The sequence below is a fragment of the Streptomyces sp. NPDC006435 genome (assembly GCF_040612315.1).
Classification (GTDB): Bacteria; Actinomycetota; Actinomycetes; order Streptomycetales; family Streptomycetaceae; genus Streptomyces.
In genome coordinates this window covers 64,286-89,709 of the sequence record NZ_JBEXPY010000030.1, presented here as the reverse complement: position 1 = coordinate 89,709, position 25,424 = coordinate 64,286, and the positions used below count along the sequence as shown (strand labels likewise).

At 71.3% G+C, this 25,424-nt stretch carries 19 protein-coding genes; 8 read left to right on the top strand and 11 right to left on the bottom strand.

The annotated features are described in order from the left end of the window. Positions 1-44: 44 nt before the first annotated feature. The 6 genes from ABZZ04_RS26635 to ABZZ04_RS26610 all read right to left on the bottom strand — a co-directional run bounded on the left by ABZZ04_RS26635 (position 45) and on the right by ABZZ04_RS26610 (position 6,809). Positions 45-761, bottom strand: coding sequence for an ABC transporter ATP-binding protein (locus ABZZ04_RS26635; protein ID WP_356934738.1), 717 nt, complete (start codon positions 759-761; stop codon positions 45-47). Then, the gene (locus ABZZ04_RS26630; RefSeq protein WP_356934737.1) at positions 758-1,645 is read right to left on the bottom strand and encodes an ABC transporter ATP-binding protein; all 888 of its coding nucleotides are present in this window, start codon (positions 1,643-1,645) and stop codon (positions 758-760) included. The genes ABZZ04_RS26635 and ABZZ04_RS26630 overlap by 4 nt, the downstream gene beginning before the upstream one ends. Next, positions 1,642-3,420 carry a branched-chain amino acid ABC transporter permease gene (locus ABZZ04_RS26625; protein WP_356934736.1) on the bottom strand — a complete coding sequence of 593 codons (1,779 nt, stop codon included), beginning with the start codon at positions 3,418-3,420 and terminating at the stop codon, positions 1,642-1,644. Before ABZZ04_RS26625 ends, ABZZ04_RS26630 begins: the two co-directional genes overlap by 4 nt. Positions 3,421-3,425: 5 nt before the next feature. Continuing rightward, positions 3,426-4,355 (bottom strand): branched-chain amino acid ABC transporter permease, encoded by a 930-nt coding sequence (locus tag ABZZ04_RS26620; RefSeq protein WP_148834246.1) that lies wholly within the window; start codon positions 4,353-4,355, stop codon positions 3,426-3,428. Between the two features lie 105 nt (positions 4,356-4,460). Further along, positions 4,461-5,681, bottom strand: a complete 1,221-nt coding sequence (locus ABZZ04_RS26615; protein WP_356934763.1) for a branched-chain amino acid ABC transporter substrate-binding protein — start codon at positions 5,679-5,681, stop codon at positions 4,461-4,463. Between the two features lie 657 nt (positions 5,682-6,338). Next, positions 6,339-6,809, bottom strand: coding sequence for a hotdog fold thioesterase (locus tag ABZZ04_RS26610; RefSeq protein ID WP_356934735.1), 471 nt, complete (start codon positions 6,807-6,809; stop codon positions 6,339-6,341). A gap of 197 nt (positions 6,810-7,006) precedes the next feature. Here ABZZ04_RS26610 and ABZZ04_RS26605 point away from each other — a divergent pair, with 197 nt between their 5' ends. Continuing rightward, positions 7,007-7,444 (top strand): hypothetical protein, encoded by a 438-nt coding sequence (locus ABZZ04_RS26605; RefSeq protein WP_356934734.1) that lies wholly within the window; start codon positions 7,007-7,009, stop codon positions 7,442-7,444. Between the two features lie 87 nt (positions 7,445-7,531). Here the strand turns inward: ABZZ04_RS26605 and ABZZ04_RS26600 are convergent, their stop codons facing one another. Further along, positions 7,532-9,808, bottom strand: a complete 2,277-nt coding sequence (locus tag ABZZ04_RS26600) for an FdhF/YdeP family oxidoreductase (RefSeq protein WP_356934733.1) — start codon at positions 9,806-9,808, stop codon at positions 7,532-7,534. A gap of 155 nt (positions 9,809-9,963) precedes the next feature. Between ABZZ04_RS26600 and polA the strand changes: the two genes are divergently transcribed. After that, a complete protein-coding gene (polA, locus tag ABZZ04_RS26595; RefSeq protein WP_356934732.1) occupies positions 9,964-12,675 on the top strand; it encodes a DNA polymerase I in 2,712 nt (903 codons plus the stop codon). Positions 12,676-12,810: 135 nt separating this feature from the next. Here polA and ABZZ04_RS26590 read toward each other — a convergent pair whose 3' ends face one another. Beyond that, positions 12,811-13,656 carry a DUF4184 family protein gene (locus ABZZ04_RS26590; RefSeq protein WP_356934731.1) on the bottom strand — a complete coding sequence of 282 codons (846 nt, stop codon included), beginning with the start codon at positions 13,654-13,656 and terminating at the stop codon, positions 12,811-12,813. A gap of 238 nt (positions 13,657-13,894) precedes the next feature. Between ABZZ04_RS26590 and ABZZ04_RS26585 the strand changes: the two genes are divergently transcribed. From ABZZ04_RS26585 to ABZZ04_RS26575, 3 genes are all read left to right on the top strand, one after another. Further along, positions 13,895-15,631, top strand: a complete 1,737-nt coding sequence (locus ABZZ04_RS26585; protein WP_356934730.1) for a lytic transglycosylase domain-containing protein — start codon at positions 13,895-13,897, stop codon at positions 15,629-15,631. 143 nt (positions 15,632-15,774) lie between these two features. Next, positions 15,775-15,912: an SPW_0924 family protein gene (locus ABZZ04_RS26580; protein ID WP_148834237.1), complete on the top strand. Its 138-nt coding sequence runs from the start codon at positions 15,775-15,777 to the stop codon at positions 15,910-15,912. A 40-nt stretch (positions 15,913-15,952) separates the two neighbouring features. Further along, positions 15,953-16,960, top strand: coding sequence for a DUF3068 domain-containing protein (locus ABZZ04_RS26575; RefSeq protein WP_356934729.1), 1,008 nt, complete (start codon positions 15,953-15,955; stop codon positions 16,958-16,960). Here ABZZ04_RS26575 and hrpB read toward each other — a convergent pair. Both hrpB and ABZZ04_RS26565 read right to left on the bottom strand, forming a co-directional pair. Then, on the bottom strand, positions 16,935-19,445 hold the full coding sequence (hrpB, locus tag ABZZ04_RS26570; protein ID WP_356934728.1) for an ATP-dependent helicase HrpB: 2,511 nt from the start codon (positions 19,443-19,445) through the stop codon (positions 16,935-16,937). The genes ABZZ04_RS26575 and hrpB overlap by 26 nt on opposite strands. A gap of 127 nt (positions 19,446-19,572) precedes the next feature. Further along, positions 19,573-20,385: a methyltransferase domain-containing protein gene (locus tag ABZZ04_RS26565; RefSeq protein WP_356934727.1), complete on the bottom strand. Its 813-nt coding sequence runs from the start codon at positions 20,383-20,385 to the stop codon at positions 19,573-19,575. Positions 20,386-20,783: 398 nt separating this feature from the next. Here ABZZ04_RS26565 and rpsA point away from each other — a divergent pair, with 398 nt between their 5' ends. After that, a complete protein-coding gene (gene rpsA, locus ABZZ04_RS26560) occupies positions 20,784-22,295 on the top strand; it encodes a 30S ribosomal protein S1 (protein WP_148834231.1) in 1,512 nt (503 codons plus the stop codon). Between the two features lie 105 nt (positions 22,296-22,400). Here rpsA and ABZZ04_RS26555 read toward each other — a convergent pair whose 3' ends face one another. Then, the gene (locus ABZZ04_RS26555; RefSeq protein WP_356934726.1) at positions 22,401-23,357 is read right to left on the bottom strand and encodes a right-handed parallel beta-helix repeat-containing protein; all 957 of its coding nucleotides are present in this window, start codon (positions 23,355-23,357) and stop codon (positions 22,401-22,403) included. Positions 23,358-23,767: 410 nt separating this feature from the next. Here ABZZ04_RS26555 and ABZZ04_RS26550 point away from each other — a divergent pair, with 410 nt between their 5' ends. Continuing rightward, positions 23,768-24,706 (top strand): PAC2 family protein, encoded by a 939-nt coding sequence (locus ABZZ04_RS26550; RefSeq protein ID WP_356934725.1) that lies wholly within the window; start codon positions 23,768-23,770, stop codon positions 24,704-24,706. Positions 24,707-24,808: 102 nt separating this feature from the next. Then, complete coding sequence (gene coaE / locus ABZZ04_RS26545; protein WP_356934724.1) at positions 24,809-25,411, top strand: dephospho-CoA kinase; 603 nt, start codon at positions 24,809-24,811, stop codon at positions 25,409-25,411. Positions 25,412-25,424: the final 13 nt, after the last annotated feature.

Below are 25,424 nucleotides of genomic sequence, written 5' to 3'. Positions count from 1 at the left end.
GGTCGACCGGGGTGCGGGCCTCGACCATGTGCGTGGGAGGGGGCTCAGTCCTCGCCGAGGTAGGCCTTGCGGACGGACTCGTCGTGGAGGAGGTCCGCTCCGGTGCCGGAGAGGACGATCTTGCCGACCTCCATGACGTGGCCCTGATCGGCGAGGGAGAGCGCCGCCTGGGCGTTCTGCTCGACGAGCAGGATGGTGGTGCCCTGGGCCTTGAGCTCGACGATGGTCGCCATGATCTTCTGCATCATGATCGGCGAGAGGCCCATGGAGGGCTCGTCGAGCATCAGGAGTTTGGGCTGGCACATGAGGGCCCTGCCCATGGCGAGCATCTGCTGCTCGCCGCCCGAGAGGGTTCCGGCGGCCTGCTTGCGGCGTTCCCCGAGGATGGGGAAGAGGTCGTAGGCGCGCTGGATGTCCTTCTCGATGCCCGCCTTGTCGCTGCGGAGATACGCGCCGAGCTGGAGGTTCTCGGCGATCGTCAGCCGGGGGAAGATGTGGCGTCCCTCGGGGGAGTGGGCGAGGCCCAGGGAGACGACCTTGTGGGCGGGGACGTTGGCGAGCGGTTTGCCGTCGAAGACGATGCGGCCGCCGACCGGCTTGAGGAGGCCGGAGAGGGTGCGCAGTGTGGTGGTCTTGCCGGCGCCGTTGGTGCCGATGAGCGTGACGACCTGGCCGGCTTCGACGGTGAAGGAGATGCCCTTGACGGCTTCGATCTTGCCGTAGGCGACGCGGAGGTCCTCGACCTCCAGAAGTGCGGTCATCGGGTGTCCTCCTCCTCGGTGCTGGTGGTGGCTGTTCTGATGGCGTCCGCCTCGGCGGCCTCGACCTCGGCGGCCTCCTCGGCGCCGGGGGCGCCTTCGAAGGGGGTGCCGAGATAGGCGGCGACGACGCGGTCGTCGCTCTGGACCTCGCCGGCGGTGCCCTCGACGAGCTTCTCGCCCTGGACGAGGCAGGCGACGCGGTCGCAGAGGTTGAAGATGAACCGCATGTCGTGCTCGATGACGAGGACGGCGATGCCCTGGTCCCGGATGGCGAAGATGAGCTCTTCGGTGACGCGGGTTTCCTGGGGGTTCATGCCGGCGGTGGGCTCGTCGAGGAGGAGGAGCCCGGGGTCGCTGGCGAGTGCGCGGGCGATTTCCAGCTTGCGCTGGTCCCCGTAGGGGAGGTTGCGCGCGAGGTGGTCCGCCTTGTTCGCCAGGCCGATGAACTCCAGGAGTTCCATGGCGCGTTCGCGGCTGGCGTTCTCGGCCTTGGTGAATCCGGGGAGCCGGAGGAGGGCGGACCAGAGACCTTCCTTGGTCCTGGTGTGGCGTCCGACGAGGACGTTCTCCAGGACGGTCATGTTGGCGAAGAGCCGGATGTTCTGGAAGGTACGGGCGATGCCTGCCTGGGTGACGAGGTGGGGCTTGGGCGGCAGGACGGTGCCCTTGTAGCTGACCTTGCCCTCGGTGGGGACGTACAGGCCGGTGAGGCAGTTGAAGAAGGTGGTCTTGCCGGCCCCGTTGGGGCCGATGAGGCCGACGATCTCGCCCGCGTTGACGGTGAGGTCGACGCCGCGGACGGCGGTGAGGCCGCCGAAGCGCATGGTGACCCCGCTGGCGTCCAGGACGGTGGTGGCGGTCTTCGTGGTGGTCATGGTGGTCACGCCCCCGCCTTGGCGATGCCGGCGCCGGTTTCCTCGGACTGCCGTGGTTCGGGTACGTCGGGCTGGTCGTTCTCGTGGAACTCGAGCTGCTTCCTGCGGTCGGCGACCAGTCCTTCGGGGCGCATGCGCATCAGGAGGATGAGTGCGACGCCGAAGAGGAAGAGCTGGTAGTCCTGCATGAACTGCAGCTTGGCCGGGATGAGGTAGAGCAGTGCCGCGCCGACGAGGGGTCCGCTGAGGGTTCCCATGCCGCCGAGGATGACGGCGGCGAGGAGGAAGGCGGAGTTGGGCGGTACGGAGCCGGCGAACTGGTACTGCTCGGGCGTCACGGTGTAGTTGACGTGCGCCTGGACGGTTCCGGCGAGTCCGGCGAGGGTGGCGCCGAGGGCGAAGGCGACCAGCTTGAGCCGGAAGGCGTTGATGCCCATGGCGGTGGCCGCGGTCTCGTCCTCGCGGATGGCGACCCAGGCCCGGCCGATGCGGGATTCCCCGGAGCGGCGGAAGACGAGGACGACGACGGCGGTGAACAGGAGCATCAGCAGGTAGTAGTTGGCGGACCTGCCGAGGGTGAAGCCGAGGACGTCGTGCTTGATCCCGAAGTCGAACCCGAAGAAGTTGAGGTCGGGGATGCTGGGGATGCCCTGGGAGCCGTTGGTGAGGTCGGGGCCGCTGTTGCCGTTGAGGTTGTTCACGGTGAGGCGGAAGATCTCACCGAAGCCGAGGGTGACGATGGCGAGGTAGTCGCCGCGCAGCCGTAGCGTCGGTGCGCCGATGAGGACACCGAAGACGAGCGATGCCGCGGCTCCGGTGAGCACGGCGGCCCAGAAGGGGAACTCGACGCCGATGGCCGACATGGTGGAGCCGGAGACCAGGGCGGCGGCGTAGGCGCCGACGCCGAGGAAGGCCACGTAGCCGAGGTCGAGGAGGCCGGCGAGGCCGACGACGACGTTCAGGCCGAGGGCGACGGTGCCGAAGATGAGGATGTTGGCGCCGATGAGCGCGTATTCCTCTTTCTGCTGGGTGAAGGGGAAGCAGACGGCTGCGACGAGGGCCGCGGCGAGGGTGATGTTGCGGTGCTTCGTGGTCAGCGCGGTGAGGCGGGAGATGAGTCCGGCCCGGTGGAGCGCGGTGAAGGCGAAGCCGACGGTGATGAGGAAGCCGATGAAGAGTTCGGTGTACTCGGTGTCGATGCCGTAGGTGAAGACATGGAGGCCGATGCCGAACGCGGCGACGATGATGAGGATCTCGGCCCAGGAGGGCAGGGCCTTGGCGCGGGGGGCCGCGGGTGCGGCGAGGCCGTTGCGGAAGCGCTGCCAGGCGTTGGCCGAGGGGCCGGTGAGCGGCTGGTCGTCGGGGAGGCCGAGGGCGGCGACGGCGGCGATGAGCGAGCCGATGCCGCTGACCCAGGCCCCGGGTTCCAGGTTGACGATGCCACCGAGGTCGTAGGAGATGGCGCCGATGGTGTAGCCGGTGGTGCCGAAGGTGCCCAGTGCCAGGAGGCGGACGGGGCTGTTGGTGCCGCCGGGGGTGAGCCAGCGCAGCCCTCGGATGCCGTAGCCGGACAGGGCGAGGAGCAGGGTGAGTGCGGCGCTGGTGAGGGTGAGGACCTGGAGGCCGCCGGGGTAGCCGGTGACGGTGAGGTCGCCGGGGAATTCGGAGGTCCAGGTCCAGGCGAGGAAGGTGCCGACGAGTGCGACGGCGGCGCCCGCGAGGGTGCCGATGCGGGCCGCGGCGGCGGGGATCGGCAGGAAGGAGGTGGTGGGGTTGGTGGTCATCGGTATCACGCCCGATCCGCGACGCGTTCGCCGAGCAGACCCTGGGGGCGCAGCAGCAGGACGACGATGAGGAGGACGAAGGCCCACACGTCCTTCCAGGCGCCGCCGCCGAAGAGGTCCATGCCGGGGACGTTGCTCATGTAGCCGGTGGCGAGGGATTCGGCGATGCCGAGTACGACGCCGCCGAGCATGGCTCCGTAGATGTTGCCGATGCCGCCGAGCACCGCTGCGGTGAAGGCCTTGAGGCCCATGATGAAGCCCATTTTGAAGCCGATCTGGCCGTTCTTGAGCCCGTAGGCGACGGCGGCGACGGCGGCGAACGCGGCACCGATGGCGAAGGCCATGACGATGATGCGGTCGGTGTTGATGCCCATGAGCTTGGCGGTGTCGGGGTCCTGGCTGGTGGCCTGCATGCCGCGGCCGGTGCGCGTCTTGGAGACGAAGAGGCCGAGGGCGAGCATGCAGATGGGTGCCGTGATGAGGACGAAGAGGTCACCGCGCTGGATGTGGGCGCCGAAGATGTCGATCGCTTCGCCCTTGAACTGGGGGAAGGAACGGTCCTTCTTGGCGTCGGGGTACCACTTCCAGATGGCCTGCTGGAGTGCGAGGGAGAGTCCGATCGCGGTGATCAGCGGGGCCAGTCGTGGGGCGGTGCGCAGGGGCCGGTAGGCGAAGCGTTCGGCGGCTGCGCTGACGGCGACGGAGCATATGACGCCGCCGATGATCATGAGGGGGATGATCGCGAGGAGGGAGACGCCGGCCGGCATCCAGAGGTACACGGTGAGAGCTCCGAAGCCTCCGATCATGAAGATCTCGCCGTGGGCGAAGTTGATGAGCTGGATGATTCCGTAGACCATCGTGTAGCCGATCGCGATGAGTCCGTACATCGCGCCGAGGATGAGTCCATTGGCCAGCTGTTGCGGCAGTTCGTTCACCGCAGGGCCTCCGTGGAGTGGTTCGGATATGGCACCGCGCGGGAGCGCTGGTAGCGCTCCCGCGCGGTCTGGGTCAGGCTTGGGGGCCGGGAGGGCCGGTGGGGGTCAGGGCTTGTAGACCTCGCTGAGCTTGGAGGTCCACTTGCCGCCGTCGACCTGGTAGGCGGTCATCATGGTGTTGGTGGTGTCGCCGTACTCGTCGAAGGAGACGGGGCCGGTGACGCCCTCGAACTTGACCTTGGCCATGGCCTCGAGGACCTTGACGCGGCCCTCGTCCCCGCTGGGGAGCTTGCCGTCGTTCTCGGCGACGGCGATCTTGACGGCCTCGATGATCGCCCAGGTGGCGTCGTAGGTGCCGCCGCCGTACGCCTCGTAGGCGTCCTTGTACCCGGCGGTCTTGTAGTCCGCGATGAACTTCTTGGCGGAGTCGAGCTCCTCGACGGGCTTGCCGACGGAGGTGGCGATGTCGCCCTGGGCCTTCTTGTTGAGCTTGATGAAGTCGGCGCTGTACATGCCGTCACCGCCCATGAGGGGGATCTGGACACTGTCCTTGAGCTGCTGGCTCAGGGGGGCGCCGGCGGGGTACTCGCCGCCGTAGTAGACGGCCTTGGCGCCGGACTTCTTGACCTGGGTGACGACGGCGTTGAAGTCGCGGTCGTCGGGGTTGACGTGGTCGGAGCCGACGATCTTGCCGCCGAGGGCGGTGAAGGTGTTCTTGAAGGAGGCGGCGAGACCGGCGCCGTAGGGCTTCTGGTCGTCGATGAGGTAGACCTGCTTGACCTTCGCGTTGTTGTAGAGGTACTTCGCGGCGAAGGCGCCCTGGATCTGGTCCGTGGTGGCGGTGCGGAAGTAGGTCTTGAAGGGGCGCTTCTTGTCGCCGGTCTTCCAGTTCTCGCCCTGGGTCAGCTCGGTGCCGGTGTTGGCGGGGGAGACCTGGGTGAGGTTGGCGTCGTTGAGCGGCTTCTGCATCGACTGGGAGACGCCGGAGTTCAGGGGGCCGACGACGCCGACGACGGACTCGTCGTCGATGAACTTCTGGGCGTTCTGCTGGCCGACGGAGGGCTGCGCCTGGTCGTCGAGCGGCTTGACCTCGAACTTGATGCCGGGGACGGTCTTTTCCTTGTTGGCCGTCTTGACGGCGAGGTCGGCGGAGTTCTTGATGCCGAGGCCGAGGGCGGACAGGTCACCGGTGATCGGCGCGTCGACGCCGATGACGACGGTCTGGGTGTCGCCTCCGCCGCCTCCGCCGTTGTTGCTGTCGTCGCGCGACCCGCAGGCGGTGAGGGTCAGTGCTCCGGTGGTGAGCACTGTGGTGAGTATGAGCAAAGAACGGTGTCGCACGAAAGGTCCTTTCCCTGGCGCGGCCTCCTCTGCTGAGGTGCCGTGTCGTTCGCCGGGCCGTACTGGGTTGGTACAGGGCCGTGCTGCAGACGCGCCCGGCGGCGCGGTGACTGGCGGTGACTCTAGGCGCAGGTGAGGGGGTCCGGGATGGGTCCGCCGCAGGATGTGACTGTCTTGTTATGCCCTTGAGGAAGGCTTGAGGTGGCTGTGCGGACATGTACGGCTTTTTACCGGATGGAAAAGTGACCGCATTCTGAGAACGCGCAGCTCTGCTAAGGGGCTTGAGCCGATCTTGCTGCTGTCGCGTTTCGGGGGCCGGGTGGGGCGCGTGAGGGCGCGGCGAAGTGCCCGGCGGCTGCGGGGTCCGGTCCGGGATGCCGCGCGGGGGGTGGTCACGGACCGGCCGATGGTTACACAGTGTTACGGCGGGAGGTGTTGTGGTCGACGCGGCGTCGCGTGCGTGAAGTGTGTGGGGTGCCGAGTTGGCCACACAACAGATGCTGTGGTCAAGGGAGTTGGCTTACTCGGTTCCCAACTCCACCGGATGTGCGGGTGGTTGTGGGTGGATATGGCACTGCCCGGGCGGATGGTGATCCGGCCGGGCAGTGGGGGTCCGTGGGTGTCGGTGCGTGTTCCGGCCCGTCAGGCGGCTTCGGGGCGCGGGGCGTCGCGGAGCATGCAGGTGAGGCGCGCGGTGCAGACCCTCTTGTCCTGTTCGTCCGTGATGACGATCTCGTAGGTGGCGGTGGAGCGGCCGCGGTGCACGGGAGTGGCCACCCCCGTGACGAGGCCGCTGCGCACCCCGCGGTGGTGGGTGCAGTTCAGATCGACACCCACAGCGAGCTTGGTGACGCCGCCGTGGAGCATGGAACCGACGGAGCCGAGGGTCTCGGCGAGGACGGCGGAGGCGCCGCCGTGCAGCAGTCCGTAGGGCTGGGTGTTGCCCTCGACGGGCATGGTGCCCACGACGCGGTCCGCGGAGGCCTCGACGATCGTGACGCCCATCCGTTCGCCGAGGTGTCCGGCGGAGAAGAGGGCGGGCAGGTCCACGCCGAGTGCGGCGTACTCGTCGATGATCTCCTGGGGGAACGTGGGAGTGGTGTGCTCGCCCATGGGCCGGCTCCGATCGTCTGCGGTGGTTCACGGCGTCAGTGCTGTGTACATCGTTCTTACCAGACGGCTGAGCGGACGCTTAGACGGTGTTCGGGGTGTGCGGTCCCGGCCCGCTCGGTCCCCCGGCCGCGACCGGGGCCGGGCCGGGCGGGTCCGGGCGGAGCATTCGTGTCGTACCTCCGTGGTACTCATGTGCCATGAGCCAGTTCCGCGACTTCAATCTCAAGCTTCTTGTCATCGAGGAGCTCATGTACGGCCCCGAGCCGCTCCTCCCGGTCTTCGACCTGGCCGAGCGACTGGCCGAGCGGGGGATCACCGATCCCGCGTCCCACGTCCTGGGGAACGGCCTCCACGCGGAGGTGCTGCCGGAGCCCCGGGCCCACTTCGAGGCCCTGGAGATCCCCGCCGAGCTGCTCGCCCGCGTCGAGGAGCTGTGCTTCGACGCCGGGGCGGAGGTCTTCCGGCACTGCGCACCCGCCTGGGACGGCGAGGACGACCTGTTCGACGTCCGCTCGCTCGACGACCTCGCCCTGCTGCCCAACCTGCGGGAGGTCACCTTCGTGGAGGACGGCGTCCTGGCGGCGCCGGACGCGGCGGAGGTCTTCGCCGCGCGCGGCATCGACACCGACTACTGAGCCCCGGTCCCGTTCCCTGTCTGCTGACCGCCGCCCCGGCCGGAGCCCTCGAAGGCCCCGGCCGGGGCGGTTCGGGTACCGGGCGGCTCAGACCCTGGTGTTCTCGAAGCGGACGACGACGGACTTGCTGGCCGGGGTGTTGCTGGTGTCGGCGGTGGAGTCGAGGGGGACCAGCACATTGGTCTCGGGGTAGTAGGCGGCGGCGCAGCCCCGGGCGGTCGGGTAGTGGACGACGCGGAAGCCGGGGGCGCGGCGCTCCACGCCGTCCTTCCACTCGCTCACGAGGTCGGTGTACGCGCCGTCGGCGAGGCCGAGGGCGCGGGCGTCCTCCGGGTTGACCAGGACGACGCGGCGGCCGTCCTTGATGCCGCGGTAGCGGTCGTCGAGACCGTAGATCGTGGTGTTGTACTGGTCGTGCGAGCGCAGCGTCTGCAACAGCAGCCTGCCCTGCGGGAGTTCGGGGTACTCGACGGGGGCGGCGGTGAAGTTGGCCCGGCCGGTCGCGGTGGGGAAGCGGCGTTCGTCGCGCGGGGGGTGCGGGAGGGTGAAGCCCCCGGGGCGGGCGACGCGGGCGTTGAAGTCCTCGAAGCCGGGGACGACGCGGGAGATGCGGTCGCGGATCGTCGCGTAGTCCTTCTCGAACTCCTCCCAGGGCGTGGCCGATCCCGGGCCGAGGACGGCGCGGGCGAGCCGGGCGACGATGGCGGGTTCGGAGAGGAGGTGCGGGCTCGCGGGGGTGAGGTTGCCGCGCGAGGCGTGGACCATGCTCATGGAGTCCTCGACGGTGACGAACTGCTTGCCGCTCGCCTGGACGTCCTTGTCGGTGCGCCCCAGCGTGGGCAGGATCAGCGCGCGGGTGCCGGTCACGGCGTGCGAGCGGTTCAACTTGGTGGAGACGTGGACGGTGAGGCGGGCGCGGCGCATCGCGGCCTCGGTGACGTCCGTGTCGGGGGTGGCCGCGACGAAGTTGCCGCCCATGGCGATGAAGACCTTGGCGTCGCCGTCGCGCAGGGCCCGGATGGCGCGGACGACGTCGTAGCCGTGGTGGCGCGGCGAGGTGATCCCGAATTCCTTGTCGAGGGCGTCGAGGAAGGCGGGAGAGGGGCGCTCGAAGATGCCCATGGTGCGGTCGCCCTGCACGTTGGAGTGGCCCCGGACGGGGCAGACCCCGGCGCCCGGCCGCCCTATGCTGCCGCGCAGCAGGAGGAGGTTGACCACCTCGCGGATGGTCGGCACGGAGTGCTTGTGCTGGGTCAGGCCCATGGCCCAGCAGACGATGGTGCGCTTCGAGGCGAGGACCATGGCCAGGGCCTTCTCGATGCTCTCGCGGTCGAGGCCGGTGGCGGTGAGGGTCTCGGCCCAGTCGGCCTCTCGGGCGGCGGCCGCGAACTCCTCGAAGCCGTGGGTGTGTTCCCGCACGAAGGTCTCGTCGACGGCGCCCTCGGTCTGCAGGATCATCTTGTTGAGGAGGCGGAAGAGCGCCTGGTCGCCACCGATGCGGATCTGCAGGAAGAGGTCGTTGAGCGCGGTGCCCCGGATCATGCCGAGGGGGGTCTGCGGGTTCTTGAAGCGCTCCAGGCCGGCCTCGGGGAGCGGGTTGACCGAGATGATCCTCGCTCCGGCGGCCTTGGCCTTCTCCAGGGCGGAGAGCATCCGGGGGTGGTTGGTGCCGGGGTTCTGCCCGGCGACGATGATCAGGTCGGCCCGGTGGAGGTCCTCCAGGGTAACGCTGCCCTTGCCGATGCCGATGGTCTCCGTCAGTGCCGAGCCGGAGGACTCGTGGCACATGTTGGAGCAGTCGGGGAGGTTGTTGGTGCCGAATTCGCGGGCGAACAGCTGGAGCAGGAACGCGGCCTCGTTGCTCGTGCGGCCCGAGGTGTAGAAGAGGGCCTCGTCGGGGGAGCCGAGCGCGCGCAGCTCCTCGGCGATGATCTCGAAGGCGCGCTCCCAGCCGATCGCCTCGTACCGCTCGGCGCCCTCGGGGAGGTACATCGGCTGGGTGATCCGTCCCTGCTGGCCCAGCCAGTAGCCGCTGCGCGTGGCGAGGTCGGCGACGGGGTGCGCGGCGAAGAAGTCGGGGGTGACCCGGCGCAGCGTCGCCTCCTCGGCGACGGCCTTGGCGCCGTTCTCGCAGAATTCCGCCGTGTGCCGCTTGTCGCCCTCGGGCCAGGCGCAGCCGGGGCAGTCGAAGCCGTTCTTCTGGTTGACCTTGAGGAGGGTCCGCGCGGTGCGCACCACCCCCATCTGCTGCTGGGCCACGAGCAGGCTGTGGGCGACGGCGGGCAGACCGGCGGCGGCGTGCTGCGCCTCGCCGACCCGCGGCGCGTCCTGGACCGGGTCACCTGTGGGCGGCTTGGTGGCCATTGCGTGCTCCCCTTCGAGCCGACTGCGAACCTGCGCGCACCGTACGCGTCGGTGCCGTGCGTGCTCCTCCTACGATCCTGTCACGCGGCACCGACAGGGGGGCGGGGAGCGGTGTCCGGTCGGGAATGTCAGTGGTCCGTGGCAGGATCGGGGGCGTGGCTGAGACGGCATCGAAGAAGACGGCAGACAACCGACCGCGCCTGCTCCTGATGGACGGGCACTCCCTGGCGTACCGGGCGTTCTTTGCGCTGCCGGCGGAGAATTTCACGACGGGGTCGGGGCAGCCGACGAACGCGGTGTACGGCTTCGCGTCGATGCTCGCGAACACCCTGCGTGACGAGGCGCCGACGCATCTCGCGGTGGCGTTCGACGTCTCCCGCAAGACCTGGCGCTCGGAGGAGTTCCCCGAGTACAAGGCGAACCGTTCGAAGACCCCGGACGAGTTCAAGGGGCAGGTCGAGCTGATCGGCGAGCTGCTGGACGCGATGCGCGTCGACCGGTTCGCGGTGGACGGCTTCGAGGCGGACGACGTCATCGCCACGCTGGCCACGCAGGCGGAGGCGGCCGGTTTCGAGGTGCTGATCGTCACCGGGGACCGGGACTCGTTCCAGCTGATCACGGACCACGTCACGGTGCTGTACCCGACCAAGGGCGTCTCGGAGCTGACCCGTTTCACCCCGGCGAAGGTCGAGGAGAAGTACGGGCTCACGCCGCGGCAGTACCCGGACTTCGCGGCGCTGCGCGGTGACCCGTCGGACAACCTCCCGGGCATTCCCGGGGTGGGGGAGAAGACCGCCGCGAAGTGGATCAACCAGTTCGGTTCGTTCGACGAGCTGGTGGAGCGGGCCGAGGAGGTCAAGGGCAAGGCGGGCCAGAACTTCCGGGACCACCTGGACGCGGTGCGGCTGAACCGCCGGCTCACGGAGATGGTCCGTGACGTGGAGCTGCCGAAGACCCCGCAGGACCTGGAGCGCGCGCCGTACGACCGCACGGCGGTGACGGGCGTGCTGGACGTCCTGGAGATCCGCAACCCGAGCCTGCGCGAGCGGCTGCTGGCCGTCGACCCGGGCGCGGCCGAGGACGAGGCCCCGGCGCCCGCCGCGGGCGTCGAGCTGGACGGTGCGGTGCTGGGCGCGGGTGAGCTGGCGCCCTGGCTGGCCGAGCACGGCGACCGGCCGCTCGGTGTCGCGACGGTCGACACCTGGGCCCTGGGCAGTGGCGCGGTCACCGAGATCGCGCTCGCCGCGGCGGACGGTGCGGCGGCGTGGTTCGACCCGGCCGAGATCGACGGGGCCGACGAGCAGGCGTTCGCCGCGTGGATCGCCGACGCGGACCGGCCCAAGGTGATGCACAACGCGAAGAGCGCGATGCGGGTCTTCCCGGAGCACGGCTGGCGGGTCGACGGCGTCACGATGGACACGGCGCTGGCCGCCTACCTGGTCAAGCCGGGCCGTCGTTCCTTCGCGCTGGACGCGCTGGCGGTGGAGTACCTGGGCCGTGAGCTGGCGCCCGCCGCGGCGTCCGAGGGGCAGCTGGCCTTCGGCGCGGAGGACCAGGCGGAGGCCGAGGCGCTGATGGCGCAGGCCCGCGCGGTCCTGGACCTGGGCGAGGCGTTCACCGCACGGCTGGCCGAGGTCGGCGCGGACGGGCTGCTGCACGACATGGAGCTGCCGACGTCCGCCCTGCTGGCCCGGATGGAGCGGTACGGCATCGCCGCCGACCGGCCCCATCTGGAGGGGATGGAGCAGCAGTTCGCCGGTGCGGTGCAGCAGGCGGTGAAGGAGGCGCACGCCGCGGTCGGCCGCGAGTTCAACCTCGGTTCGCCCAAGCAGCTCCAGGAGGTCCTCTTCGGCGAGCTGGGCCTGCCGAAGACGAAGAAGACCAAGACCGGGTACACGACGGACGCCGACGCCCTGGCCTGGCTCGCCGGGCAGACGGAGCACGAGCTGCCGGTGATCATGCTGCGCCACCGCGAGCAGGCCAAGCTGCGGGTCACGGTCGAGGGCCTGGTCAAGACGGTCGCGACGGACGGCCGCATCCACACCACGTTCAACCAGACGGTGGCGGCCACGGGCCGGCTCTCCTCCACCGATCCCAATCTGCAGAACATCCCCGTCCGTACGGACGAGGGCCGGGCCATCCGCCGGGGCTTCGTCGTCGGCGAGGGCTTCGAGACGCTGATGACGGCCGACTACAGCCAGATCGAGCTGCGGGTGATGGCCCACCTGTCCGAGGACGAGGGCCTGATCGAGGCGTTCACCTCCGGCGAGGACCTGCACACCACGGTCGCCTCCCAGGTCTTCGGCGTCGACAAGTCGGCCGTCGACCCGGAGATGCGCCGCAAGATCAAGGCCATGAGCTACGGGCTGGCGTACGGGCTCTCCGCGTTCGGCCTCTCCCAGCAGCTGAACATCGAGGCGGGCGAGGCGCGCGGCCTGATGGACACCTACTTCGAGCGGTTCGGCGGGGTGCGCGACTACCTGCACCGGGTGGTGGAGGAGGCCAGGGCCACCGGCTACACGGAGACGGTCTTCGGCCGTCGCCGCTACCTCCCCGACCTCAACAGCGACAACCGTCAGCGCCGTGAGATGGCCGAGCGGATGGCGCTCAACGCACCGATCCAGGGCACGGCCGCGGACATCGTCAAGGTCGCCATGCTCCAGGTCGACCGGGCGCTGACCGAGGCGGAGCTGAGGTCGCGGATGCTGCTCCAGGTCCATGACGAAATCGTCCTGGAGGTCGCCGGGGGCGAGCGCGACCGGGTGGAGGAGATCCTCCGCCACGAGATGTCCACGGCGGTGCAGCTGCGCGCCCCGCTGGACGTCTCGGTGGGTGTCGGCACGGACTGGGAGTCCGCGGCGCACTGACGGCCCGACCGTGCCGGACGGCCCGGAGCCCGCACGGGCCCCGGGCCGTCCGGCGGTTCAGGGCCCCGCGGACCCGAGGGGCCGTCCGCGTACCGGAGGGGCGTCCCGCGCCACCGGGGCCGTCCCGGGTCCTTTTCAGGGGCGGGCGGGGGCCCGGTCGTCCGTCCGGTGGCCGGAGGGCGCGGCCGGGCGGGGGCGGCACAGCCGCATCCACGCCCCGTACAGCACCAGGCCGACGGCCAGTCCCGCCCCGGCCCCGAAGCAGATGGTCGGGATGATGTCCAGCGGGGTGTCGACGTGCCCGAAGTACGCGTACCAGCGCATGCACCGGTGGACGACGCCGCCCAGTACGCAGACGCCCAGCAGCACTCCCGCCGCCCACCGCTCGCGACGGCCCAGCACCGGCACGGACGGCGGGACGGGCCGCGCCCCGGCCGCGCGCAGCCCCGACACGGCGAACCGGGCGAGCAGCACCAGCGCCACGGCCGAACTGCCGTACTGCACCAGCTGGAACACCGGATGGCCGGCCACGCTCCCGGACAGCACCGGTACCAGGCGCACCCCCCACCGGTCGTGATGGGTGAAGGCGTCCCAGACGACATGGGTGGCCGCCCCGGCGGCCGCCGACAGCGCGAACCACCAGCAGTCCCGGGGGCGCCACGGCCCGTGCCGCCCCCTCAGAAACGTGTGCACCCGCCCCTGCCGGGCCGTGGGCAGCAGCGCCACCAGCGGTTCGCGCAGCAGCAGCCACAGCGCGACCACGGCCGCGGTGATCAGCACGTCGACCGTGAGCACGCCCCACACCGAGTGGGTGACCTGCCCGAACTCCATGGCATGGGGAACCGCGGTGTCCGCGTAGTACGTCATGTCGGGTGCGAACGAGCCCGCCACGAGGGCGGACGCGAGGAGCGGGCCGCGCGCCGTCCCGTTCCGTCGCAGCACCGGCAGCACGGCGGCGGCATGACTGAGTGTGAAGGGCATGGCGGCAAGTATGCGTGAACGGTGAAGACCGTTTGCCTGCGCGCGGCCGCGGTGGCCGCCGTCGTACGGCCGTCGCTGTCATCTGTGGGCTCACTGCCGTACAACTTGCCGTCCGGAACGTGAAAAACAGGTAAGAACCGGTCGGCACTCGGTGTTCCGGCGGTACGAGTTGCCGTAGGGTCGCCTGAGTCCTGCCGCTGGGGGCGCGGACAGTCGTCGAAGGGGAGGGGCCAGAGGTATGGCAGCGCAGTTCGGTCGTCGGCTTCGCAAGGGAGCGACCACGACAGCCGTGGCCGCCGTCGTGGTGGCGGCGCTCTCCGCCTCGGGGGCCCCCGGTTCGCCACTGGTCTCCGGCAGCGGCGACCAGCAGGCCGCCGGAACGACCCCTTCGCCCGACGAGAGCGCGGCCACCGGCAATTCGCCGTACTACACGGAACTGCCCCCGCTGAACACGCCCGACAAGCCGGGGACCGGCACCCGACTGCCCGTCGTCGGTGGTTCGGAGGCCGGCATACCGGCCTCGATCCTGGCCGCGTACAAGAAGGCCGAGCAGGAGATCTCCGCGAGCGACGCCGCCTGCCGGCTGCCGTGGCAGCTGCTCGCCGCGATCGGCAAGGTCGAGTCCGGCCAGGCGCGCGGCGGCCGGGTCGACGCGAACGGCACCACGTTCTCGCCGATCCTCGGCCCGGTCCTCGACGGCCGGGGCTTCGCCATGATCAAGGACACCGACAACGGTGCGTACGACGGGGACAGCACCCACGACCGCGCCGTCGGTCCGATGCAGTTCATCCCGTCCACCTGGGCGAACTGGGGCCAGGACGGCAACGACGACGGCCGCAAGGACCCCAACAACATCTACGACGCGGCGCTCGCCGCCGGGCGCTACCTCTGCGCAGGCTCCCGCGACCTGTCCCTCGCCGGGGACCTCGACCGGGCGGTCCTGAGCTACAACCACTCCAACGCCTACCTCCGTACGGTGCGTTCCTGGTTCGACTACTACCGGCGCGGCACCCACGAGATCCCCGACGGCACCGGCGCCCTGCCGCCCGACCTCGGCGGCGGCACGACCCCGGACCGGACGGGCCCCGGCCCCTCGCCGTCCGGCTCCGCCAAGCCGAAGCCCGGGAACACGCCGAAGCCGGACCCGAAGCCGGGCGACGGCACGACCAGCCCCAAGCCCGACCCCAAGCCGTCCGAGACCCTCGCGGCCGTGAAGAACGCCGGTACCGGCCCGCTGGCCGCCACCGCGGGCGAGGCCTTCGCCGAGCGGATCAAGGTGCGGGCCGAGAACGGCAGCGGCGGCCCGCTCGCCAAGGTCTCCGTGACCTTCACGATCACCGGTGACACGGACGCCGCGTTCGCCGACGGGAAGAAGTCGGCCACCCTCACCACCGGGACCGACGGCACCGTCACCGCCCCGGTGCTGCGGGCGGGCGAGAAGACCGGCACGTTCAAGGTGCGGGCCGCCGCCACCGGCCGCTCGGTGCCCCCCGTCACCTACGGGGCGACCGTCACCGCCCGCCGGGCCGACGCGGTCGCCAGGACCGACGACAAGGCGCTGACCGCGGCGCCCGGGGCCGAGTTCGCCGACGCCGTCGAGGTCAAGGCGACCTACAAGGGCAAGGTCGCGGCCGGGGTCGCCGTCACCGCCACCATGATCACCGACGCCGAGAAGCCGGCCGAGAACGACAAGGGCCCGTACTTCAAGGGCGAGGACGACAAGGCCGTCCGCACCCTGACGGGCCTGCGTACCGGTGCCGACGGCACCCTGAAGCTCCCGAAGATCTACGCCGACGGCACGGCGGGCACGTACAAGCTGCGGCTCACCACCGAGGGCGGGGCCACCGTCGTCATCGAGCTGAAGATCGAGGCGTCCGAGCCCTCCGGGACGCCGGACCCCTCCGGGACCCCGGAGCCCTCCACGAGCCCGAAGCCCTCCACGAGCCCCGAGCCCTCCGGGTCCTCCGCCGCCTGACCGGCCGGCCGGTCGCACACCCCGACAGCCCCTTCGCCACCGCGGCGGAGGGGCTGTTCCACGTGTTCTCATCTCGCGCCCGGATTGCTACGGTGCCCCAACCCTGACGGCCCATCAGATCGATGCTCTCCGGGAGGACCGGCATGCGTGCCCTCGTCGCCGCCGCCATCGGGCTGGCCGCAGCCCTCGCGCTCGTCTTCACCGTCGCCGCGATCGGCGCCCCGCCCGGGGAGACCTCGCCCGAACCCCTGCTGACCACCGTGCCGGGCCCCAAGAAGTAGCCACCGGAAGAAGCAACAGAAGCTGAGGGAGGGCACCACCATGCGCCGCCGAGCCAGCCTCGTACTCCTGGCCTTCGCCGTCTTCTTCGCCGCCATGTCGCCGCTGCTGCGCTGGTACGCCTTCCCGAGGCTGGCGAAGATCCCACCCAGCCAGTACCAGGAGGCGGTGCTGGAGGCGAAGCCCGCCACCCTCCTCGACTACAACGACGGCATGAAGGTGAAGACGGTCCCCCGGGTCACCATCGTGCAGACCCTCAAGGGCAACGTGGAGGAGTCCGAGCGGATCGAGCGCACCGCCGGCCGCGACGTCGTCGTCTGGGACGCCCTCAGCTTCGTGGCCGGGCCGGACGGCAAGATGGTCTCCCAGATCCCCGAGCGGTACATCTTCGACGCGCACAGCCAGGCCCCCGTCCACGCCACCGGCGAATCCGTCGACGGCGACCCGGTCAGGCGCGAGGGCATCGAGTTCAAGTGGCCCTTCCTCGCCGAGAAGCGCGACTACGAGTACTTCGACGCGCAGACCCGCACCAGCTCGCCCATCCACTACCGGGGCACCCGCACCTTCCACGGCATGGAGGTCTACTACTTCGAGCAGACCATCCCGTGGACCAAGGTCCCGATGCCGAAGAAGATGCCGATCGCGATCACCCCGGAACAGATGGCGAAGACCGGCCTGACCCGCTGGTACACCACCAAGCGGATGTTCTGGGTGGACCCGGTCACCGGAGCGCCCGTCAACGGCGAGGAGATCCACAAGGAGGAACTGCGCAACGCCAAGTCGCTGGGGCTGTCCGAGGAGACCGTCACCGTGTTCGCCGGACACGTGAAGATGCGCCCGGACTACGTCGACTCGACCGTGGCCCTGGTCAAGTCCCAGCGGCTGCTGGTCCTGCTGCTCACCTCGTACCTGCCCGTGGGCTTCCTGGTCCTCGGTGCCGCGCTGTTCGCGCTCGCCCTGTGGCTGGAGGCCCGCTCCCGGCGTTCGGACGGACGGGGCCCGGACGGGACGCCGGACCCCGCCCCTACCCCTGCCCCTGCTCCCGCTTGAGCCGTGACGTCGTGAACCGGGTCGCCGCCATCGTCGTCGGGTCCTCCGGCCACGGATGCCTCGGGTACCGGCCCCGCAGCTCCGCCCGCACCGCCCGGTAGCCGTCCCGCCAGAACGAGGCCAGGTCCGCGGTGACCGCGGCGGGGCGCCCGGCCGGGGACAGCAGGTGGACCAGCACCGGCACCCCGGCCAGCCTCGGGCTCTCCTGCAGACCGAACATCTCCTGGAGCTTCACCGCGAGCACCGGTTGCGCCCCGCCGTACTCCACCCGCACGCGCGAACCGCTAGGCACCTCGATCCGCTCCGGCGCCAGCTCGTCCAGCCGGGCCGCCTCGCCCGTCGCCCACGGCAGCAACCGCCGCAGCGCCTGCCCCATGTCGATCCGGCCCAGATCGGCGCGGCGCCGGGCCCGTGACAGCTCGGGCTCCAGCCACTGCTCCGGACGGTCCAGCAACGCCTCGTCCGACACGTCCGGCCAGGGCGTGCCCAGCTCCCGGTGGAGAAAGGCCAGCCGCTCCCGCAACTGATCCGACTCCCGCGTCCGGCGCAGCAGCCCGAGCCCCTCCCGCCGCAGCCCCTCGACCAGCGCCCCGCGCACCGCCTCCGGCGCCGGTTCCCGCAGCGGGCGCACCGACAGCTCGACGGCGCCCAGCCGCTCCACCCGGCGGGCCACCACGTCGCCGTCGCCCCAGCGGACCTCCTCGCCCGCGAACCGCAGGTGCCCGGCGGCCGTCCGCGCCGTGTCCTCGTCGACGACGGCGGCGAGCCGCACCCGTGCGGACGCCGCATGCGCGGGCCGGTCGGCGACCGCGACCGCCAGCCAGGACGCGCCGCGCAGCCCCGACCCGTCCCGCGGCTCGGCCCCCGTCCCCGACACCATCAGGAACGCCCCCTCGCCGCGGGCCCGCGCCACCCGCTCCGGGAACGCCAGCGCCGCCACCAGGCCCACGGCCGCGTCGTCCGGTCCCGAGCCCCCGCCCGCGTCCGCGACGAAGGAGGACAGCCGCCGGACCTCCTGCCGCCAGCGCGCCGCGTAGCCGTCCCCGCCCCGCCGCGCGGTGCGCAGCGCGGCGGCCAGGTCGTCGCCGTACTCCCGCGGCGGCTCCTCGCCGAGCAGTGCCACCACCTCGGCCGCCCGCCGCCCGCCGACCTCCGCGGCGCCGTCCAGCAGCGCCCGCGCCAGCCGCGGGTGCAGGCCGAGCCGGGACATCCGCACGCCCCGGTCGGTCACCCGCCCGTCCGGGCCCACCGCGCCGATCGCCGTCAGCACCTCGCGCGCAGCGCCCATCGCGCCCGCGGGCGGCGGGTCGAGCAGCGCCAGCCCCGATGCGTCCGGATCGCCCCAGCACGCCGCCTGCAGCGCGAACGCCGCCAGGTCCGCGACCTCGATCTCCGGGGACGGGAACCGGGCGAGCCGCCCGTTCTCCGCCTGCGCCCAGCACCGGTACACCGTCCCGGGGGCCTCCCGCCCGGCCCGGCCCGCCCGCTGCCGGCCCGCCGCCCGCGAGGCCCGTACCGTCGTCAGCGCGCCCAGCCCCCGGGCGTGATCGGTGCGCGGCTCCCGGGCCAGCCCCGAGTCGACCACCACCCGCACCCCGGGCACCGTCAGGGACGACTCCGCCACGGAGGTCGCCAGCACCACCCGCCGGCCCTCCGACGACCCGGCCAGCACCGCTTCCTGCACCGCCGCCGGGGCCCGCCCGTGCACCTGGAGCACCTCGGCGTCCACGTCCGCCAGCAGGCCCGCCACACGCCCGATCTCGCCGACACCGGGCAGGAAGCACAGCACGTCGCCGTCTTGTTCGGCCAGCGCCCGGCGCACCGTCGCGGCGACGTGCGCCAGCAACGCCGGATCGACCCTCATCCCGTGCGGCGGGCGCACCGGTGCCGCGGGCGGCGCCCAGACCACCTCCACCGGATGCGACACGCCCGACGCCTCGACCACCGGTGCGCCGCCCAGCAGCCGGGCCCAGCCCTGCGCGTCCGTCGTCGCGGACGCCGCGACCAGCCGCAGGTCGGGGCGGAGCGCCTCGCGCACGTCGAGCAGGAACGCGGCGACGGTGTCCGCATCCAGGTGCCGCTCGTGGCACTCGTCGATGATCACCGCGTCGACCCCGGCCAGTTCCTGGTCGCGCTGGAGCCGCTGGAGCAGCACCCCGGTGGTGACCACCTCGACCACCGTGCCGGGGCCCACCAGCCGCTCCCCGCGGACCGTGAAGCCGACCCGCCCGCCGGCCCGCTCCCCGAGGAGCCACGCCATCCGCCGCGCCGCCGCCCGCGCCGCGATCCGCCGCGGCTCGGCGACCACCACCCGGCGCACCGGGCCGTCACCGGTCAGACCGGCCAGGACCAGCGGTACGAGGGTCGTCTTGCCGGTGCCGGGCGGTGCGCACAGCACCGCGACACCGCGGTCGTCGAGCGCCCGCTCCAGGGCGGGCACGGCGGTGCGCACGGGCAGCTGGTCCAGGGCGTCGGTACGGATCACGCCCCCAGTCTCGTACGGGCCGCCCCGCCCGCCGCACCCCGGGACCCGCCGGGCCCCCGGGACCCGCAGGGCCCCGGACCCGCCGGGCCCACGGACCCCGGTCCGCGCGGGGCGTCCGGTCCCGTGCTCAGTCCCGTACGCAGACGAAGATCGCCGTGCCGGGGATCAGGTTGCCGCGCAGCGGGGACCAGCCGCCCCACTCCTGGGTGTTCCAGGCGGGCCACTCCGGCTCGACGAGGTCGACCAGCCGGAAGCCGCCGGCCACCACGTCGCGCACCCGGTCGCCGAGCGTGCGGTGGTGCTCGACGTAGACCGCTTCGCCCCGCTCGTCCTGCTCGACGTAGGGGGTGCGGTCGAAGTAGGAGGCCGCGACCGAGAGCCCCTCGGGCCCCGGCTCGTCCGGGAACGCCCAGCGGACCGGATGCGTCACCGAGAAGACCCAGCGGCCGCCGGGGCGCAGCACGCGGCGCACCTCGCGGAACACCCGCACGGGGTCGGCGACGAACGGCACCGCGCCGTAGGCGGAGCACGCCAGGTCGAACGAGCCGTCGCGGAACGGCAGCGCCCCGGCGTCCGCCTCCACCAGCGGGACCCCGCCGCCGATCCGCAGTGCGTGCTGGAGCTGCCGGTGCGAGAGGTCCAGGGCCACCGGACGGGCGCCCTTGGCGGCGAGCCAGCGCGAGCACTGTGCGGCGCCCGCGCCGATCTCCAGGACGTCCAGGCCGTTCAGTGACGCTGCGGGGCCGAGCAGGCCGGCCTCGGCCTCGTCGAGCCCCTCCGGGCCCCAGACGAACCGGTCGTCGCCCAGGAAGGCGCCGTGGTCGTTCTGGTACTCGTCGGCGTTCCGGTCCCACCAGCCGCGACTGGCCCGGCTGCTCTCGGTCTCCGACGCCTCGCGACGGGTCGCTTCGGGTTCGGCCGCGTAGATCTCTTGGCTCATCGTGTCCGTCGTTGTAGTTTGCCTTCACCCCGCCGCACGCGGTACGTACTCGGGGGTATCCGTGAGTGCGGTTCCGCGCCCCCGGAGCGTCTCCCGGTGCCGAGACGGCCCCGGGGAACACGAGTTGTGCCGGATATGGGCCGTTGCGCCCCCGGTGTGCGCCTTCGCGCATTGACCGTGCCCGGCTGCCCCCGTATGCTACAAGTTGCGCTGCGAGCCTGTGCGCCTCAGACCTAGCAGGCCGCGCTCGCATCTGCTGTATGTCCCCTCGGTTCACGAGGCGCCTCCCGCCCAGCGGGTCCGGCGCTTCCCGAGCTGTCCGGCTTCTGCAGAGGTGATAAGGGCTCCCGGCGTAGCAGTACCTACGACTCACTGTCCGTACCGGAGCCCTTTCCCACATGACGAGCAGCACCGAGACCACCGCCACCACCCCGCAGGTAGCGGTCAACGACATCGGTAACGAGGAAGCCTTCCTCGCCGCGATCGACGAGACGATCAAGTACTTCAACGACGGCGACATCGTCGACGGCGTCATCGTGAAGGTCGACCGGGACGAGGTCCTGCTCGACATCGGTTACAAGACCGAAGGCGTCATCCCCTCCCGCGAGCTCTCGATCAAGCACGACGTCGACCCGAACGAGGTCGTCAAGGTCGGCGACGAGATCGAGGCCCTGGTTCTCCAGAAGGAGGACAAGGAAGGCCGCCTCATCCTGTCCAAGAAGCGCGCTCAGTACGAGCGTGCCTGGGGCACGATCGAGAAGATCAAGGAAGAGGACGGCATCGTCACCGGTACCGTCATCGAGGTCGTCAAGGGTGGTCTCATCCTCGACATCGGCCTCCGTGGCTTCCTGCCGGCCTCCCTCGTCGAGATGCGCCGCGTCCGCGACCTCCAGCCCTACGTGGGCAAGGAGCTCGAGGCCAAGATCATCGAGCTGGACAAGAACCGCAACAACGTGGTCCTGTCCCGCCGTGCCTGGCTGGAGCAGACCCAGAGCGAGGTCCGCCAGACGTTCCTCACGACCCTGCAGAAGGGCCAGGTCCGCTCCGGCGTCGTCTCCTCGATCGTCAACTTCGGTGCGTTCGTGGACCTCGGCGGCGTCGACGGTCTCGTGCACGTCTCCGAGCTGTCCTGGAAGCACATCGACCACCCCTCCGAGGTCGTCGAGGTCGGCCAGGAGGTCACGGTCGAGGTCCTCGACGTCGACATGGACCGCGAGCGCGTCTCCCTGTCGCTCAAGGCGACGCAGGAAGACCCGTGGCAGCAGTTCGCCCGCACGCACCAGATCGGGCAGGTCGTTCCCGGTAAGGTCACCAAGCTCGTTCCGTTCGGTGCGTTCGTGCGCGTCGACGAGGGCATCGAGGGTCTGGTCCACATCTCCGAGCTGGCCGAGCGCCACGTGGAGATCCCGGAGCAGGTCGTCCAGGTCAACGACGAGATCTTCGTCAAGGTCATCGACATCGACCTCGAGCGCCGTCGCATCAGCCTCTCGCTGAAGCAGGCCAACGAGTCCTTCGGTGCCGACCCGGCCTCGGTCGAGTTCGACCCGACCCTGTACGGCATGGCCGCGTCCTACGACGACCAGGGCAACTACATCTACCCCGAGGGCTTCGACCCCGAGACCAACGACTGGCTCGAGGGCTACGAGGCTCAGCGCGAGGCGTGGGAGACGCAGTACGCCGAGGCGCAGCAGCGCTTCGAGCAGCACCAGGCCCAGGTCATCAAGTCCCGCGAGGCCGACGAGGCCGCTGCTGCTGAGGGTGCTGCCGCCCCGGCCGGTGGCGCCCCGGCTGCCTCCGGCGGCAGCGGTGGCGGCTCGTACTCCTCGGAGTCCGCGGACAACTCCGGCGCCCTGGCGTCGGACGAGGCCCTGGCTGCCCTGCGCGAGAAGCTGGCGGGCGGCCAGAGCTGACGCTCCGGTCCTCCGGTCGGTGACCGATCGCAGTAGCTGAAAGTGAGGCCCGCTCCCTCCGGGGAGCGGGCCTCACTCATGTCCGCGGCCGTCTCGCGCGGGCCGTCACGGCGTGACGGGAATGTTGGTCAGTCCCTTGCCGCCGGTCACCGTGTTGCTGCCGTGGACCGTGGTCGGGCAGCTCTGGCCGTGGTTGGTGATGTTGAACGCGAGCTGCTTGTCGCCCGTGGCGCCGGTCAGGTCCGAGACGTTGTCGCGGAAGACGGTGCCGCAGCCCCAGCCGCTCTGCTGGGTGTGGGTCTCGTAGCCGTTGTTGGTGGTGCGGGAGCCCCGGTTGCCCTCGACCAGGACGCCGTTGCCCTTCACGTCGACCCAGGAGTCGTCGTAGTTGGCGCCGGTCAGTCCGCTGCCGTCGAAGGTGTTGCCGATGATCCGCGCCCCGGTGGTGCCTTCCTTGATGTCGATGTTCTCGCCGCCCACGCCCGGTCCGATGGTGTTGTCCAGGATCTGCACCCGGTCGCTGCGGTCGGAGAGGTCGCCGGCCGTGCCGACGTAGACGCCCTCGCCCATGCCCCGGCCGTCGTGCCCGGTGTCGTGGATCCGTGAGTTGCGGAGGATTCCGTCGCTGCTGGACCTGCGGAAGTGGACGCCCTCCATGTCCAGGTCGTGGACGGTCACCGAATCGATGACGACCCGATTGGCGGCGTCGGCCATGATGCCCTTCTGGCCGCCGGTGACGGTGATGCCCTCGACGGTCCAGTAGGAGGCGCCGTCGAGATGCAGTCCGTAGCCGCCGCCCGCTTTCAGCACCGCCGCGGACGAACCGGTGAGGGTGATCCGGGCGGCGGCGGTGCCGGGGACGGTCGCCTTGAAGTTGCCGGTGTACGTGCCGTCGGCGAGCCGGATCGTGTCGCCCGGGGTCGCGGCGGCGAGGGCGGACTTGAGCTGGGCGGCGGTGCTCACGTCGACGATTCCGGCCGCTGCGGGGGTGGTGGCGAGGGCGGGGCCGCCGGTGGCGAGCGCGGTGACCAGCAGGGCGGGGAGCAGCGTGCGGGTGCGCATGGGGGTGCCTTCCCGTCGAAGGAGTTCGAGGTTCTCGTACATGAATGCGGGGCGAGTCTCTGAACTTGCTGCCCAGAGACGGTAGGGACGGGGCCTGGCCGTGTCAATGTCTGGACCAATGTTCGGGTACGTGTACGGGCGCCTGCGCGGGGTGCGAGCGGGAGCATGGCTCCGTGGCAGCGGTGCGGCCCCGGCGCGTGCGGTTCCGATCCGTGCGGTTCGGGTGCGGAGGGCGGCGGCGGTGCGGTTCCGGCGCGGAGGACGGGGCCGGGCATCTGCTTCCGGGGGGATCCGGACGCTTGAATTCCGCACGAGTCCGGGCATGAACGGCCGGTCGAACGGGCACCGTTCGGGAATGCCCGTGCCCTGCCGGACGTTCTTGTGCAGGAATACGAGGAGGAGCGGTAACGGTGTCTGACCCGCAGAGTTTGTACGAATGGGAGCCGAAGGGCCTGGCCGTCGTCGACATGGCGCTCGCCCAGGAGTCGGCCGGCCTGGTCATGCTCTACCACTTCGACGGATACATCGACGCGGGTGAGACCGGCGAGCAGATCGTGGACGGTCTGCTCGAAACGCTGCCGCACCAGGTCGTCGCCCGCTTCGACCACGACCGGCTCATCGACTACCGCGCGCGGCGCCCGCTGCTGACCTTCCGGCGCGACCGCTGGACCGCCTACGAGACCCCGACCCTGGCCGTCCGGGTCGTCCAGGACGCCACCGGGGCGCCGTTCCTGCTGCTGTCCGGGCCCGAGCCGGACGTGGAGTGGGAGCGCTTCGCCTCCGCCGTCGAGCAGATCGTGGAGCGCCTCGGCGTCCGCCTCGCGGTGAATTTCCACGGCATCCCGATGGGCGTCCCGCACACCCGCCCCGTCGGCATCACCCCGCACGGCAACCGCACGGACCTCATGCCCGGCCACCGCAGCCCGTTCGACGAGGCGCAGGTGCCCGGCTCCGCGGAGGCCCTGGTGGAGTACCGGCTGATGGAGTCCGGGCACGACGTCCTCGGCGTCGCCGCCCACGTACCGCACTACGTCGCCCGCTCCGCCTACCCGGACGCGGCGCTCACCGCCCTGGAGGCGATCACGGCGGCGACCGGCCTGGTCCTGCCGACCATCGCCCACGCGCTGCGCACCGAGGCGCACCGCACCCAGACCGAGATCGAGCGGCAGATCGGCCAGGGCGACGAGGAGCTGGTCTCGCTCGTCGAGGGGCTTGAGCACCAGTACGACGCGGTCGCCGGTTCCGAGACCCGGGGCAATCTGGTCGCCGAGCCGGTGGACCTGCCGTCCGCCGACGAGATCGGCCTGGAATTCGAGCGGTTCCTCGCGGAGCGCGAAGGGGACGCCTGACCTCCGCCGGCCCTCCCCGCGGATCGCCCCGCCCTGCCCGGGTCCGGTCCGCCGGACAGGGCCCAGGGCCCGATCCAAACGAAAGGGCCTAAGCTGCCGGTCATGCTGAAAGTGGGCCTGACCGGCGGGATCGGCGCCGGCAAGAGTGAAGTGTCACGGCTGCTCGTCGGGTACGGGGCCGTGCTGATCGACGCGGACCGGATCGCCCGCGAGGTCGTCGAACCGGGCACCCCCGGGCTCGCAGCCGTCGTCGACGCGTTCGGGACGGACGTCCTCACCGCCGACGGCGCCCTGGACCGGCCGAAGCTGGGCTCGATCGTCTTCTCCGACGCCGACCGGCTCGCCGCCCTCAACGCGATCGTCCACCCGCTGGTCGGAGCCCGCTCCGCCGAGCTGGAGCGGGCCGCGGGCCCCGAATCGGTCGTCGTCCACGACGTCCCCCTGCTCACCGAGAACGGCCTCGCGCCGCTGTACGACCTGGTCGTCGTCGTGGACGCGAGCCCCGGGACGCAGCTCGACCGGCTCGTGCGGCTGCGCGGCATGACCGAGGCCGACGCCCGCGCCCGGATGGCCGCCCAGGCCACGCGGGAGCAGCGGCGCGCGGTGGCCGACCTGATCGTCGACAACGACGGGCCGCTGGAGGAACTGGAGCCGCAGGTCCGCAAGGTCTGGTCGGAGCTGACCCGGCGGGCCGCAGCCGGCTGACCCCCGCACCGGC